Raw genomic sequence first — 16190 nt, 5'->3', positions numbered from 1 at the left:
AACTTTCATCAGTGGGGTTTTTGTCCGTACTTATTGATTATTAACCCTCACCAATCGGGCGAATAATCGCCCAATGCATCTATATATATGCATCACCTCCGCTTTCATTCCTTATTCCACTCAAAAACCTTCTCCCCCTTCCTTGACATATTGAAAAATAAAAAAGAAGCTATAACATATAGCTTCCCTCCACGTTTCTTTAATCTTTATGCACCGTATATTCCATGACTTTACCATCTCTATCAAATTGTAAAATAAGCTGTTCGCTATCTATTGGAATAAAGCCACGTTCAGTCCCAAGATAATACAAAGTGATAACTCCTTCTTCCCCACTTCTCGTTTCCGTTGGAGCTCCTAACAATTGTGTAATTTCTTCATTTGATTTCCCTATTAATTTATATTTTTGTAATAGATCATCTACCATATGTACCCGCTTATTTGCATGATTTAACCATCTATTTTGATTAAACTTTGATGTATATTCATTTACACTTAGTTGTACATTGCACACTATTAATGGTATGAGTGCTACTATTAACCCCCCCCAACATTTGCTTCTTTTCTTCATTACGATTTTTAGAAACATATAAAATAGCCCTTTGAATCATGACTAATAAAACAAATGGCATGAATACTACAAAAATGCTCCTTACACTTAAGGGGATATGGACCATATCAATGACGAATATAAATACAATGTACATTACTATATATAAACAAAAAGAGACATACAAAATGCCACGTAGCATAGCGTTCAGAAAGATCTCCCCTTTTAACTCACTATATAATTCATCCGGCTAATCATTTCTTGAATCTGTTCTAATTCTTGCACTGTATATACTACTTCCCCTGCTAATATTTCATTTCTAAAGAACGTTACAATTTGCTCCCGATCTTTTAATCTAGGTGTTTCCTCACTAGAAAGGTCTACTATTTCTTTTCCATTTTTATTATAAAAATATACAACTGGTTTTACTTTTTCTTTTATACTATTAGCCTGCATTTCTTTCAAACCACTGTATAAAATTTGAGATAGTTTCTTCGCCCTATATACTGGATTCCCTTCATTTTTCACTTGTATAGTTGACGAATCTTTACCTACTATATATTCAAATGTCTCTTCTTTTTCAACTTCTTGTTGATACTTACCCATTTCATCAATCATAAATGAATATATACCCGCATTTTCTTTCGTTAAACCATGAATTAATTTCTCTTCCCATTCTTTCGTCTCAAGTAGATAAATACCAGTTTTGCACAAGATGAGATGATGGATTCGATTATCGTTTATTTCACTATTATTTTTAATAAAAACATTCGACATGATTTGAATTTCAGCATCTAATATGGTGCCTTGCTCTATGAATCCTCGTTTCATATAATGTAATGTTTCGTACGTATTCATTTCAGCGCCGTTTTTAGTATATTCTCGTAGATTTGCAATTAGTTTTTGAAACATATGTATTTCGTTATTATGTTTATTTTGCATTTCACTACGTTCTTTACTATGCTGCACAGCTAATTGATTTTTCATCATACGCATATTTTCAATTTCTCTATTTGCACTTACTTGTAAATCATTGTATTTTTTCTGTTCCATATTTTTTAAATTATTTTGTTGTTCTTTATGCTCTATCACCGTAGCTGCAATTTCATTTTTATACGTTTCAATCGCTTGTTTCTTTTCAAATTCTACTTGCTGACTCTCTGATTCTAACTGTTTATTTTTATAAAACAGCACAAATACTACAGCTAATAATATTAAAACCGCACCTATTAGCACATAATTCATATTTTTACCCCTTTATTTCATTTTCGATTATTTTTTTATAAATATATCTATTATAGTATACTATGGTTTCGATATAGACTTTGTAAAAGTTGTATATTTTTAATAAAAGGCACCTCTGACGGGGCACCTTTTATTTTCACTCTATTGTACACCATACTGAATATAACTTGGATCGTAGTATATCCATTGATTTGTCCCTAAGCAAAGCCATCCATCTTGCTTGCTCCATACTCGATACGATTCACCATGATGTAACTGTCTTATAACATTTCCATTTAATGATGGAGCATCACGCAAATTTACATTATCACCAGTAATAGTCGCCACATAATGTTTATACTGAATATAACTCGGATCATTATATACCCACTGATTTGTCCCTAAACAAAGCCATCCATCTTGTTCTCCCCAAACTTCATATGTTTCGCCACGATTCAATTGGCGAATTACACTAGACTGCAAAGATGGTCCACTTCTCAAATTCACATGATCTCCATTAATTATAGCAACCCCGTACACTGGAGTTGCATTATTAGACGGGGAAACATTACCTCCACCACTTGCTCCATTCCCTTTTAAAGCTTCTAATGAAACTGCAGCTGATACATCACAATTTCCTACGCCTGAAATTTGTCCAGAATCTGTGTACTGCCACGCTGTCCACGCTGTCCATCCACCAGCATCAGCAGGCGGTGTACTCGAGTATTTAGCAATCCAAAGCGGTATATCACTTAATCCGCTAATTCCGAACTCATTAATATACCAAACTCCTGTATATAACATTACATCTTTTCCAGTAGCCTGTTTCACATAATTTATGAAGCTTCTTGCCCAATTCGATATAGCGTTACCAGTTAAATTACTGTTACTCGGATCTGTTGGTGATTCTAAATCCAGAACTGGCATTAAGTCTGTCTGGTTATTTTGTAATATACTCACAAAATATTTTGCCTCTGAAATTGCATCATTTTGTTCTGGGCGTGCAAAATGGTATGCACCAATTAATACATTCGCATTTCGTGCTGCTTGTACATTCTTAGTAAAAGTAGGATCAATGTAGTTTACACCTTCTGTCGCTTTTGCATACGCTGCTGGAATTCCAGATGCCTTCACTGCATTCCAATCAATATTCCCTTCCCAATGAGACACATCAATAAACGTAACATTTGAACTTGATCTGTTTTGCATATAAAATCTCCTATCATTTTTTTACTTCGTATACATACAATATGTACAAGTTTCATAAGAGGACACGACATTTATGCTATAGAAACAAAGAGTAAACATATTTTGTATACAAAATAAAAAAGACCTTGTATTACAAGGCCTTTTGCAAACTCACTTTATTTTGTAGCAAATACATATTATAATACAAACCTTGCTCACTTAATAATTCTTGATGTGTCCCTCTCTCTACTATCTCTCCATCATGCATCACAAAAATTTGATCCGCATCTTGAATTGTAGATAACCTATGCGCAATGGCTATCGTCGTTCTACCTTTTCGCATTTGTTGCAACGCTGTTTGAATAGCCTCTTCTGTTTCTGTATCGATATTAGCTGTTGCTTCATCTAATACTAATACTTTCGGATTCGTTGCTATCGTTCTAGCAAAAGCAATTAATTGTCGTTGACCGCTTGAAAATGCTGCACCTCTTTCTACTACTTCTGTTTCATACTGTTTTGGTAACTTTTCAATAAACGTATTCGCTTGCACAAATCGAGCAGCTTCTTTTACTTCTTCATCCGTAATTTCTTCATTATACATACGAATATTTTGCTTTACATTTCCAGCAAATAAAAATGCATCTTGCAATACGAGTCCTATTTTCTTTCTAATTTCTCGTTCTTCAAATTTTTCTAAATCTACACCGTCTATTACAATATTTCCTGACTTAATATTATAAAATCGCATTAACAAATTCATAATCGTACTTTTTCCGCTACCAGTATGCCCAACAAAAGCAACCGTTTGCCCTTGTTTCACGTGAAATGATACATTTTTTAAAACGTCACGCTTTCCATCATATGAAAAAGTAACATTTTTAAATTCAATATCTCCATCCACGATTTGAGGATTCTCATTGCCTTTTTGAACCGGTGCTAAATCTTTCTCGTCCATTAAATGAAATACACGTGATGACGAAACAAGTGCCTGTTGGAAGAAGGACAATTTCATCATCATCTCATTTACAGGTTGGAAGAAACGATGTATATAGTTAACAAAAGCATATAAAACTCCTACTTCAACAGGACTCTTTAAAGCATCAATTCCAAATAAACCTAGTACTAACGCAATAGCTACAATATGTACTAAATCCGTAGCTGGTCGTAAAAGTAATGCGTCTAACTTCAAAGTACGTCGCCCTGCACTATAATGTTTATTATTCACTTCTTCAAACTCTTTTCTCATACGTTTTTCTTGTCTGAACACTTGAACAATATTCATTCCTTGTATGGACTCGTTCAACTTTGCATTTAACACGCTTAGTTGATTACGTACTTCTAAATAAAAAGCTGCACTTTTCCGGCGATATAATACCATAATCGCAAACATTATCGGAATTAATACGAGAGAAAATAGCGCTAATTTTACATCTAATAAAAACATCGCTACTAAAATACCTACTAAAAAGACTACATTTTTTACAAATGTTGATAATACACTGACATAAAAATCTTTAATCGCTTCCGTATCATTTGTTATACGCGATACAAGTGTACCAATCGGCGTACGATCAAAGAAACTTAATGACAGCTTTTGAACATGTTCATATACTTCAACTCGCATATCTTGAACAATCTTAAAAGCAATGTTCTGAAAGTACAATAGATTTAAATACGTAAATAGTACTTTTAATAAATGAGCAACTATGTAAATTACAAATAAAGTAACGAGCGCTGATCGTTCAAAATCCCGCGGTACTAGGTGTTCATCGAGGAATTGTTTAATTAAAAAAGGACCCATCATTTCCGTTACTGTCGCACCAACTAAAAAGATAAATGCTAAAGATAGTAACCCTTTATATGGCTTCATATAGGAAAGCAATCTACTTAAATCACTTCGCTTCTTCTCTACCATCATACGCCTCCTTTCTCGACTAAAGCTTCTAATTGCTGGCTTTCATACATTTCCTTATACCAGCCGTTTTCCTTCATTAATTCCTCATGTGTACCTCTTTGTACAATTCTACCTTCATCAACAACAAGAATAAGATTGGCATGCTGAATTGCACTTAATCGGTGTGCAGTAATAATCGTCGTTTTCCCTGCTCTCTCCCTCTTTAAGGCACTTAAAATCGTCTCTTCTGTTTTTGCATCTACCGCTGATAAACAATCATCCAAAATTAAAATTTCAGCATTTGTTAATAAAGCACGAGCAATAGAGATTCGCTGTTTTTGACCACCAGATAACGAAACACCTCTTTCCCCTACTACTGTTTCATATCCTTCTGAAAATTGGAGGATGTCATTATGAATACAAGCAATCTCTGCAGCTTTGGTAATTTCATTATATGTAGCATCCGCCTTTCCAAAGGCAATATTCTCACCAATACTTGCTGAAAATAAAAAATGATCTTGCGGCACGTATGAAATGGCAGAACGGACACCATGAAGTGTTATATCTCGAATATCTCGCTCCCCAATTTTTAATTCACCATTAAAATGATCATACTCACGGATTAAACATTTTAATAAAGTCGTTTTCCCTGCGCCTGTACGTCCTACAACTCCTAGCGTTTCGCCCTTCTTCAAATCAAAGTGAATATCGTTTAAATGTAACAATTCATTTTTCTTATACGAAAATGAATCAACGGCAAACGAAACATTACCGCTCGCTATTGTATGTACAGCATTTTCGCTATTTACTACATCTGATTTTTGTGAAAGAATTTTTTCTACACGGTCATATGAAGCACGCCCACGCTCCATAATATTGAATAACCATCCAAACGCTAACATTGGCCAAACGAGGGTACCTAAATATGTCGTAAATGTAACGAGATCACCTACTGTTAATTCACCTCTTACAACTAATACTGATCCGTAACATACTGCGATTAAAAAAGAAAATCCAACGATAAGAGAGATTGTCGGATCAAATAACGAATCAATACGTGCAACTAACACATTTTTATGTACAACATCTTCTGATTTTCTTCGAAACGCCTGTAAATCTTCTTTCTCTTGTCCAAGCGAGCGAATCACTTTCATTCCACTCATACTCTCTTGCACTTTATCATTGATTTCCGAAAACGATTGCTGTGCTTTATGAAACCTTTTATGTAATAAAGTTCCATAATAATTTGTCGAAATAGCTACAATCGGCATTGGAATTAAACTTAATAATGTTAACTTCCAACTAATTGTAAAACCCATCGCTACGAGTACACATCCTCCGACAGCTAATGAGTCAACAAGCGTCAAAACACCTGCTCCAGCAGTTTGCTGGATCGCTTGAATATCATTGGTCGCATGTGCCATTAAATCACCTGTTCGATTTGACTGATAGAAAGATGGACTCATCTTTGTAAAATGTTCATACAAATTTTTTCGTAATTGGCGAGCTAATTTTAATGAAGACCCGAAAATCATAATACGCCATATGTAACGTAATATGTACATCGTAATACCTACAATTACTAATAGTACAACCCATTTTAGTAACTTATCGGTCGTCAATGTTCCATCATTAATTTCATCTACAACGATTCCAATTACTTTTGGTGCTACAAGTTCTAAAAGTGCAACGCCAAACAATAAAATAATTCCAGTTATGTACGCTCGTTTTTCTTGTTTAAAAAACCATGCTAAATTCATAAACACTTTCATTTTTTTCCTCCTCCCTTAAAATGAGCGATGTTTTCAGTTTACCAAAAATACAGAATTTTTAAAAGTTTTAAAAACTATAACTAACAAAAAGAAAGACACTCTTAGCGAGTGTCTTTTAGCGCTTATTTCATTTGTTGCTTGTTCATTGCGCTCATCATTTGATTGATTTTCTTTTGGGAAGGTTTTTGTCCCATTTGCATCATCATCATTTTTAACATTTGTTCGTTAATTGGTGGATTTTTTTGTAAGTAATTCATCATGTATTTGCGGGCAATGAAAAATCCTAACGCCACGCCTGCTACTAGTGCTACTACGCCCACTAGAATACCTAACCAAATTGGCATATATTTTCCTCCTTCATGTTGTCTACCTTACAGTGTACTAAAACCTTTTCAATAAGACAAGATACAATTCGACATTTTTTACACATATGTTCGTACTTGTTTTAGAGGATTCAGCCATCCGTACTTTGTATTTTCATAATCCATAGCTAAAAATGTTAATTCACACTTTCTTAACACCTCAAAGAACGTCGTTTCCATAGAGACATTTCCAGAGGTATTCATACGAATATAGTGCGGTTTCACCATTATTTCGCCGTACTCCGCTCCCGTATAAAGTGTATGTGTATGATGTGTTCTATCATATTTACCAAGAACGCGCAAAGCTTGTTCTAATTTATGATGAATTTTCATTACTTGCAATGGCATCGTTATATACATCATTTGCTTATATAACACTTTTTTCTCCGAAAGGGACCCAGATTCTGAAAATCGAGCAAATAAATCAAAAAACAAATATTCACGACCAAAATAAGCTTTCGCAATATCCTCTTGAATTAAATACAATTCATACGTTTTCATTTTTCCACTCCCAATCTGGACAACCTTTTCTCTTCATTATATATAAGAAAATTTGCAATGATTGTCTGACTGCGGAGAGATAAAAAACTTTTTCTGTCGAAAAAACTCATTTACATAGAAAAACCTCTCCATGCCGGAGAGATTTTTCTGAAATCATTAAAGCATTTCTTTTACTTTACGAACAACGTTCTCTACAGTAAATCCATACTCTTCCATAATCTTCTCACCAGGAGCAGAAGCACCGAATGTATCGATACCTAACACATCTCCTTCAAGACCTACGTAACGGTGCCATCCGAATGTAGCACCCATTTCGATTGCGAAACGTTTTGTTACTGCTTTTGGTAATACAGATTCTTTGTACTCTGCAGTTTGAGCTTCGAAGCGATCCATAGATGGCATGCTGACAACAGCTGCGTCAACGCCGTCTACTGCTAATGCTTTTTGAGCTTCAACAGCTAGGCTTACTTCAGATCCAGTTGCAAGTAAGATTACATCAGCCGTTTCTTTCTTACTTGCAGAAACTACATATGCACCTTTTGCTACTTTTTCATACGTATCATCTTTTGCACCTTCTAATGTTGGAAGGTCTTGACGAGTTAATACTAAAGCAGTTGGTTTGTTTGTAGATTCTAAAGCTAGTCTCCAAGCTGCAACAGATTCGTTACCATCAGCAGGACGAATAACAGAAACGTTTGGCATTGCACGAAGCGCTGCTAATTGCTCGATTGGTTCATGTGTTGGACCATCTTCACCAACAGCGATACTGTCATGTGTGAATACATACGTTACTGGCAATTGCATTAATGCTGCAAGGCGAATTGCTGGACGTAAGTAATCAGAGAATACGAAGAACGTACCACCGTAAGTTTTTAAACCACCATGTAGTGCAATACCGTTCATTGCTGCACCCATTGCGAACTCACGTACACCGTACCAAATGTTTTTACCGCTGTAATCATCTCTTGTAAAGTCTTTTTCGTTATTCATGTATGTTTTGTTAGAACCAGCAAGGTCAGCAGATCCACCGAAGAATGATGGTACAGACTCTGCAATTGCATTAATTACAGCACCAGAAGAATTACGAGTTGCTGCTTTTGATCCTAATTCATAAGTCGGTAAGTTTTGCTCCCAACCTTCTGGAAGTTGACCGTTCATTGCTGCTTGGAATTCGTTTGCTAATTCTGGGTATGCTTGTGCATATTCACCTAGCATCGTGTTCCACTCAGCTTGCGCAGTTTCACCAACATCTTGTACTGTTTTACGGAAGTTGTCATATACTTCTTCTGCTACGTGGAAGTCTTGCTCAGCAGTCCAAGCATATGCTTCTTTCGTTAATTTTGTTTCTTCTACACCAAGTGGAGAACCATGTGAAGCTGATTTTCCTGATTTGTTTGGAGAACCGAAACCAATTGTCGTTCTTACTTCAATTAGCGTTGGGCGTTTTTCGTCAGCTTTCGCTTCTTCAATTGCTTTCGCGATTGCTTCAATATCGTTTCCATCCTCAACACGGATTACTTGCCATCCGTATGCTTTGTAACGATCTTCTACACTTTCAGAGAATGAACGATTTAAATCGCCATCTAATGAAATATCGTTTGAATCGTAAAGCACAACAAGACGACCTAATTGTAAATGAGCAGCTAATGAAGATGCTTCAGCAGAAACGCCCTCCATTAAATCTCCATCACCACAAATAGCGTATGTATAATGATCTACTACATTATACGCATCACGGTTATATTTAGCAGCTAAATGTCTTTCAGCCATTGCCATACCTACAGCAGTTGCAATACCTTGTCCAAGTGGACCAGTCGTTGCATCTACACCAGCTGTATGACCGTACTCAGGATGTCCTGGAGTTTTGCTTCCCCATTGACGGAAGTTCTTTAAGTCATCCATTGTTACATCATAACCAGATAGGTGAAGTAGACTGTATAATAACATTGAACCATGACCTGCAGATAATACGAAACGATCACGGTTAAACCACGTTGGGTTATTTGGATTGTGTTTCATAAATTGAGTCCATAATGTATAAGCCATTGGTGCTGCACCCATTGGCATTCCTGGGTGACCAGAGTTTGCTTTTTCAATCGCATCGATGGATAATGTGCGAATCGTGTTGATAGAAAGTTGTTCGATTGAATGTGACATGCTATTCTTCCCTTCGCTTATATTAGTAAACGTTTTATACATTTATATGATAGCTTCCCACGCAAGATTATACAACATGTATCGACAAATATGTTGATATTTTTTTGATTTTTTATAAAAAAATCAATGTTTCCGGGAATGTATGGGCATTCAATATGACATACTTTTTCATTATTTTTATTTTAAAAAGAAAGGGAATTATCTGTATATTTATACAAATTCCTTCTATACTTACTTTTTTAAATAAGTTTTTAAAAACATAAAAAAGCATCTAACTTCGATGCTTTTCAAATAAGTTAAACAATCCGTTTCCGAATCGAGCTTGAAATCAAATCAATTATAATTACCATTAAAATAATACCTAATAAAATAATACCAACACGAGACCAATTCCGTGAACTCAGCGCAAAAATTAAAGGTGTACCAATCCCTCCTGCTCCAATAACCCCTAAAATTGCAGCGGATCGTACATTAATTTCAAATCTGTATAACGTATACGATAGAAAATCTGGTAACACTTGCGGTAACACCGCATACCAAAGTATTTGAAAACGATTTGCTCCTGTTGCTAGTAACGCTTCCGTCGGTCCTTTATCTATGTTTTCAATTCCTTCTGAATATAGTTTTCCTAACATTCCAATAGAATGCAATCCTAAGGCTAATACTCCTGCAAAAGAGCCTGGACCAACAGCTTTTATAAATAAAAGAGCCATAACTAATTCAGGAAACGTACGAACAAAACTAAGTACAATTTTCCCAGATCCTGAAGTTAATTTTCCGCTACTCATATTCGTTGCCGCCCAAAAGGCAAACGGAACAGATAAAAATGCAGAAATAAATGTACCTAATATCGCAATTGCCAACGTATCAATTAATCCATGTAATAAATCTTCACCATCTGGCAAAGATACATACGACCAGTCTGGACTCAATATCCCTGTCATAATTGCTTTTGTAATTTCTCCCGCCGTTTCCTTTATTCCCTCTAGCGGTACTCCTGAAAAAGCCCATATATAAACAAATGTAAGTGCTATAAAAATAAACGAGCGATACACACTCGGTTTCTTCGGTTTTGGTACGATTATCGTCGTTTTACTCATTATAATTTCTCCCGCAACAATGTACTTACATAATCAATTACCAATACAACAACAAGAGTATAGATGATAATAGATGCAGTTTGTTGATATTGTAAAAATCCAAGTGTACGATCATAATATAGTCCAATACCACCTGCTCCTACTAAACCTAGGACAGCCGCTGCCCGTACATTCACCTCAAATGTATATAGTACATAGGAAACAAAGTGTGCTTTTACTTGTGGAATGACTCCATAAACAATCCATTGCACCTTATTAGCCCCTACAGCTGTCATCGCTTCTAGTGGGCCAGGGTCAATTGATTCAATTGATTCATACAACAATTTCGCCACGAGCCCAATTGAGAAAAAAGTAAGAGCTAAAATACCCGGAAGTGGTCCTATTCCAAAAATAGCTACGAAAATTGCCGCTAATAATAAATCTGGTATCGTTCGAATAAAATTTAAAATCAATCGAGCTGGACTGTATAAAAATGTACTAGTAAACACATTACTTGCCGCAAACAGTGCAAGTGGAATAGCTAAAATCGCTCCTAAAGTCGTCCCAATAATCGCCATACGTATTGTATCTAACATTGCTGTTGTAATAACTTGAAAATAACTCCAATCTGGCGGCACCATTTCTTTTAACAAATCCATTATATTAGGAAAACCAACTACTAGCTTTGAAAATGATGCGTCGACCTGTATACTACTTCCCCACAACAGTAAAATGAATAGAATAAACGTTAACATATGTTTTAACTTACTCGGCGGCTTCGGTATCGATTTCGAATATATCGTCACATCATTCATTTAACTGCCACCTCTAACAATTCACTTTTCTGTGCTACGTCACCATAAATTTCAGCAAACTTTTCATCCGTTGCTGCTTCTACTAAACCATCAAAAACAATTTCGCCTGCATGTAATCCAATAATACGCGTCGCATATTGCCTAGCTAAAGCAATAGAATGTAAGTTTACAATTGTTGTAATTCCAAAATCTTCATTAATTTTCTTTAAATCATCTAATACTTGCTTTGTTGTTAGCGGATCTAACGACGCAACAGGTTCATCTGCCAATATGATTTTTGCTTCTTGCGCCAATGCTCTAGCTATCGATACACGTTGTTGTTGTCCTCCTGATAATTCATCAGCACGTGCATATGCTTTTTCTAAAATATTCACTCTTTTTAACGCTTGAAATGCGAGCTCCACATCCTCTTTCGGAAACAAACCTAACGTTGTACGCAATGTCGAATGATATCCAACACGGCCAGCTAATACATTCTTCAATACTGTTGATCGCTTTACAAGGTTAAAACTTTGAAAAATCATACCAATATCCCGGCGCATACGTCGTAAATCTTTTCCTTTTGCAGCAGTAATAGACTCACATTCAATCATGATTTCGCCTTCTGTAATCTCATGAAGACGATTTACCGATTTTAGAAGTGTAGACTTTCCAGCTCCGGACAGCCCTACCATTACAACAAACTCACCTTTTTGAATTTTCAAGTTTATATTATTCAATCCTTTTGTACCATTTGGATACACTTTGGAGACATTTCGAAATTCTATCACACATCTTACCTACCTTCTATGTATTCAAAACGGCAAACTAACTGAAAACATTCCCTTTCAGCTAGCTGCCATTTCCATATGTATTATTGCGTTTTTACTTTCTTCCCATATTCACGAACGATGTCAAATTTACTATCATCAGATTTAACATATCCTTCATGTGAATATACTTCTTTAATGATTTTGTGACCTTCCTCATTTTTTCCAATTTCAATGAAAGCATCCTGTAATTTCTTGCTCCACTCTTCATCTAAATCAGAACGTACCGAAATCGTATCGTTTGGAATTTTCTCCGTAAATTTCACTATTTTCGTTTGCTCGAATATATTCGGATAATCTTTTTTTACAATATTACGAGCATCTTGGAATACAACAGCTGCATCTACGTCACCATTTAAAAGAGCAATAAGCGACTGATCGTGACCTTTTAATGTAACAGGTTTCACATCTTTTAACGGATCAATTCCCTCTTTTAATAGAACAGCTGCAGGCCATACATACCCTGCTGATGATGTTACATCTTGATAACCAATCTTTTTACCTTTTAAATCTTTTACACTATTTATATTAGAGTCTTTTTTAACAACAAACTCAGATTTATAATAATCTACTAAATCTTTTGTAGGAGCTCCTGTTTCATCCTCTACTCCAAAACGTTGTGCTTGTAAAATTACATTTGCAGCCTTCTTTTCATGTGCTAATACGTACGCTGTTGGCGGTAAAAATCCTACATCTACTTGTTTAGATGCCATCGCTTCTACAATTGTATTGTAGTTCGTTGAAATACTAACTTTTACTGGAATATTTAACTTATCACTTAATAGCTTCTCAAGCGGTTTTGCCTTCGCCTCTAACGTATCTGCATTTTGAGAAGGAACAAATTGAACATTTAAAGTCTTCGGTACATACCCTTTTTTCGTATCTTCATTTTTACTTGCACTTGATTCCTTCGTTCCACAGCCACTTAATAATCCCGCTGCTAGTACAACTGTTGTGCTCATTGCAAAAACTTTTTTCAACATATTAATGCCTCCATTTTTCATTGTTATAAAATAACCTTTCATAAACATGAAGAAATATATCACATATTTTTACAAATAATTGATTATTTACAGAATCTTTACACATTCTATACACTCACATTAAAATTCTCTTCACATATTTGATATGATGAATTGGAAGATAACAATAGAAAAGGTGAGTCATATTGGAACAAAATCAAACTGTAACTTTAAACATCTTATTAACAAGCGATATACATGGCACTGTTTATCCTATTCACTACCAAGATAACTCCCCAGCAGAACTTGGTTTAGCTAAAATTTCTACTCTTATAAAAAAAGAACGTTCCCAAAATACAAACGTTTTTTTAATTGATAATGGCGACTTTATTCAAGGAACACCATTTACTTATCATTATGTTACATACGAAAAAAACAAAAAAAACCCAATGTCCTTATTAGCGAATTACTTACAGTATGACGCTGCAATTATCGGCAATCATGAGTTTAATTACGGGATGGATATATTAAATAATGCTGTGACTACTGCGAACTTCCCGTACCTATCAGCAAACATTTTAGATAAAAACATAAAGAAGCCTTATTTCGGAAAACCTTATATAATCAAACAGATTGAATCCAATATAAAAATTGCTATTTTAGGGGTGACAACGCACTACATTACCAATTGGGAACAACCCCATCACATTAAAGACTTACAATTTGAAGATGCATTAGAAACAACGAAAAAGTGGGTTTCTTACATTCGCAAACATGAGAAACCAGATTTACTAGTCGTAGCGTATCACGGGGGAGTTGAACGAGATTTACAAACCGGGGTACCGACTGAAGTTTTAACAGGAGAAAACCAAGGATATGCAATGTGCCATGAAATTGAAGACATAGATATTTTATTAACAGGCCACCAGCACCGGGAAATTGCTCACACAATGGCTAACGGTGTAACAATTTTACAGACCGGATGTAATGGAAACTCAGTTGGAAAAGTAAAAATAACATTCGAAAAAACAAAACATAAATGGGTTAAAAAAGAGAGTTCTTCTGAATTATTATCTGTACAAGGAGTTGAGGCTGACCAAGATGTACTTTCATTGGTAGCCGATTACGAAGAGAAAACACAAAAGTGGCTTGATCAACCTATTGGAATCATTCAGGGGGATATGCAAATTTCAGATGCTATGCAAACTCGTTTGCATGATCATCCTTTTATCGAATTCATAAATAAAATACAGATGGATATAGCTAATGTATCAATTTCTTGTACAAGTTTGTTCCATAATACATCTCCAGGTTTCCCGGAACATGTAACAATGCGTGACATCGTTTCTAATTATATTTATCCGAACACATTAAAAGTAATTAGACTAACTGGAGCGGACATAAAAAATGCTCTTGAACTCTCTGCTTCTTATTTCACATTAAAAACAGAGGGATCCATCACCGTAAGTCCTACCTACATAGAACCAAAGCCACAACATTATAATTATGATATGTGGGAAGGGATTTCATACGTATTAAACATTTCAAAACCAATTGGTGAAAGAGTAGAATCTTTACAGCATAACAGTGCTCCTCTTAATATGAATGAAGAATATGACGTTGTAATGAATAATTATCGTGCAAGTGGCGGGGGAAATTTCTTTATGTTTCAAAACAAACCGGTAGTAAAAGATATCCCCACAGATATGTCTGAACTTATCGCTAATTATATATTGGAACATAAAACGATAGAAGCAACAGTTAATAACAACTGGAAAGTTATTAAATAACGATTTTTACATATAAAAAAGATGGGCTTCGCCCATCTTTTAATTTAATCTTGCATTATCTTGCTTTTTTAAAGCTTTTAATTTCGTCGGTGTAACATCTGTACCTTCTTCGTTAACAACTTTAATACCTTTAAGTTCGTTTAACATATTTTGACGAAATCCTTTTAAATATTGTTCACGTAGCGATTGACGCTCACGTTGCTCTTCTTCAGTTAAACCTTCAGCTTTTGCTTTTTTCGCTAAGAAGTTAATGCGTTCAACGAGTTCGTGATTAATCATCTCGAATCCCCCTTCTAATCAAAACTGATTATTATCATACAATAGTTACTCTTCTTTATCAAGCAATTGCTTCGTATACTCTACATATCTACGATGTACAGTCGCCTTTGAAACATTATGACCAAATCCACGTAATGTTGCTGCAATTTCTTCAAACGTGAGTTCACTTTTTCGCAAACGTACAATTTCCTCAATTGGCACTTCTTTTTTCTCTCTTCCTACACTTAAATGACGATTTTTTAAATTTTTTTCTGGACGATAACCTTTTTCTACTGCACGTTGCATACCTCGTTTAATTTTCAAATTATGAATCTTTCTTTGATATTCTTCAACAATACCAATAATATCTAATACCATTGAATCAGAATCCGACAATTGTAATTCACCATTATGTGTATGCGTATATACTTTTATGCCTTCTTTATGTAAACAATGCATTAACGCGATCTTCGCATTTCCTCTACCAAGACGCGTTTCATCTTGTATAAGTAACACATCAATTTGTTCGTCTCGAATTGTATCCAACACCTCTAATATACCGTCACGTTCAATTGTATATCCACTAGCCTGCTCTTCAATCACCTTAGTAACATTCATTTGATAGCGCTCAGCTAAATGCAATAATTCATCTTTTTGACGTAATAATGATGTTTCTTGCGCTTCTTTCGTTGTACTCACACGTGCATAAATAATTGCATTCATTTTGAACCCCTCTTTCTCCCTATTATTTCCCTATAGTGTAACATAAATCCGCCATTTGTTCGAACTTATGTTTGTAGAATGTTTTTTCACATGTTATACTTATTAATAA

Annotated in this window: 14 protein-coding genes and 1 pseudogene; 1 reads left to right on the top strand and 14 read right to left on the bottom strand. The window is 35.1% G+C overall.

Features of this window, described 5'->3' with window-relative positions:
- Positions 1–199: 199 nt before the first annotated feature.
- The 12 genes and pseudogenes from MKY38_RS03940 to MKY38_RS03885 all read right to left on the bottom strand — a co-directional run bounded on the left by MKY38_RS03940 (position 200) and on the right by MKY38_RS03885 (position 13331).
- Positions 200–749, bottom strand: a pseudogene (locus tag MKY38_RS03940) (hypothetical protein).
- Positions 750–772: 23 nt separating this feature from the next.
- Positions 773–1792 (bottom strand): NERD domain-containing protein, encoded by a 1020-nt coding sequence (locus MKY38_RS03935; protein ID WP_341048128.1) that lies wholly within the window; start codon positions 1790–1792, stop codon positions 773–775.
- A 141-nt stretch (positions 1793–1933) separates the two neighbouring features.
- On the bottom strand, positions 1934–2980 hold the full coding sequence (locus MKY38_RS03930; RefSeq protein WP_025710102.1) for a GH25 family lysozyme: 1047 nt from the start codon (positions 2978–2980) through the stop codon (positions 1934–1936).
- Positions 2981–3110: 130 nt separating this feature from the next.
- Positions 3111–4874 (bottom strand): ABC transporter ATP-binding protein, encoded by a 1764-nt coding sequence (locus MKY38_RS03925; RefSeq protein ID WP_000229520.1) that lies wholly within the window; start codon positions 4872–4874, stop codon positions 3111–3113.
- Entirely contained in the window at positions 4874–6625 is a 1752-nt protein-coding gene (locus MKY38_RS03920; RefSeq protein ID WP_006920021.1) for an ABC transporter ATP-binding protein, read from the bottom strand. Before MKY38_RS03920 ends, MKY38_RS03925 begins: the two co-directional genes overlap by 1 nt.
- 122 nt (positions 6626–6747) lie before the next feature.
- Complete coding sequence (locus tag MKY38_RS03915) at positions 6748–6969, bottom strand: YneF family protein (RefSeq protein ID WP_001123317.1); 222 nt, start codon at positions 6967–6969, stop codon at positions 6748–6750.
- A gap of 78 nt (positions 6970–7047) precedes the next feature.
- Positions 7048–7488, bottom strand: a complete 441-nt coding sequence (gene sirA, locus MKY38_RS03910) for a sporulation inhibitor of replication protein SirA (protein ID WP_000860645.1) — start codon at positions 7486–7488, stop codon at positions 7048–7050.
- A 156-nt stretch (positions 7489–7644) separates the two neighbouring features.
- On the bottom strand, positions 7645–9645 hold the full coding sequence (tkt, locus tag MKY38_RS03905) for a transketolase (RefSeq protein ID WP_000019766.1): 2001 nt from the start codon (positions 9643–9645) through the stop codon (positions 7645–7647).
- 296 nt (positions 9646–9941) lie between these two features.
- The gene (gene phnE / locus MKY38_RS03900) at positions 9942–10745 is read right to left on the bottom strand and encodes a phosphonate ABC transporter, permease protein PhnE (protein ID WP_000047893.1); all 804 of its coding nucleotides are present in this window, start codon (positions 10743–10745) and stop codon (positions 9942–9944) included.
- Positions 10745–11539 carry a phosphonate ABC transporter, permease protein PhnE gene (gene phnE, locus MKY38_RS03895; RefSeq protein WP_001000763.1) on the bottom strand — a complete coding sequence of 265 codons (795 nt, stop codon included), beginning with the start codon at positions 11537–11539 and terminating at the stop codon, positions 10745–10747. Before phnE (MKY38_RS03895) ends, phnE (MKY38_RS03900) begins: the two co-directional genes overlap by 1 nt.
- On the bottom strand, positions 11536–12309 hold the full coding sequence (phnC, locus tag MKY38_RS03890) for a phosphonate ABC transporter ATP-binding protein (RefSeq protein ID WP_000569245.1): 774 nt from the start codon (positions 12307–12309) through the stop codon (positions 11536–11538). The genes phnE (MKY38_RS03895) and phnC overlap by 4 nt, the downstream gene beginning before the upstream one ends.
- Before the next feature lie 83 nt (positions 12310–12392).
- A complete protein-coding gene (locus tag MKY38_RS03885) occupies positions 12393–13331 on the bottom strand; it encodes a phosphate/phosphite/phosphonate ABC transporter substrate-binding protein (protein ID WP_000915065.1) in 939 nt (312 codons plus the stop codon).
- Positions 13332–13516: 185 nt separating this feature from the next.
- On the opposite strand from MKY38_RS03885, the gene MKY38_RS03880 reads away from it, so the two are divergent.
- Positions 13517–15100, top strand: coding sequence for a bifunctional metallophosphatase/5'-nucleotidase (locus MKY38_RS03880; RefSeq protein WP_341048120.1), 1584 nt, complete (start codon positions 13517–13519; stop codon positions 15098–15100).
- Between the two features lie 39 nt (positions 15101–15139).
- Here MKY38_RS03880 and MKY38_RS03875 read toward each other — a convergent pair whose 3' ends face one another.
- Both MKY38_RS03875 and MKY38_RS03870 read right to left on the bottom strand, forming a co-directional pair.
- Positions 15140–15379 (bottom strand): DUF896 domain-containing protein, encoded by a 240-nt coding sequence (locus MKY38_RS03875; RefSeq protein ID WP_000607016.1) that lies wholly within the window; start codon positions 15377–15379, stop codon positions 15140–15142.
- 45 nt (positions 15380–15424) lie between these two features.
- On the bottom strand, positions 15425–16081 hold the full coding sequence (locus MKY38_RS03870; protein ID WP_000991469.1) for a YneB family resolvase-like protein: 657 nt from the start codon (positions 16079–16081) through the stop codon (positions 15425–15427).
- Positions 16082–16190: the final 109 nt, after the last annotated feature.

Origin of the sequence: Bacillus sp. FSL R5-0585, assembly GCF_038004545.1 — a bacterium.
GTDB classification, from domain to species: domain Bacteria; phylum Bacillota; class Bacilli; order Bacillales; family Bacillaceae_G; genus Bacillus_A; species Bacillus_A cereus.
Note: the sequence above shows the minus strand (reverse complement) of the source record. Positions and strands in the feature narration are given on the sequence as shown.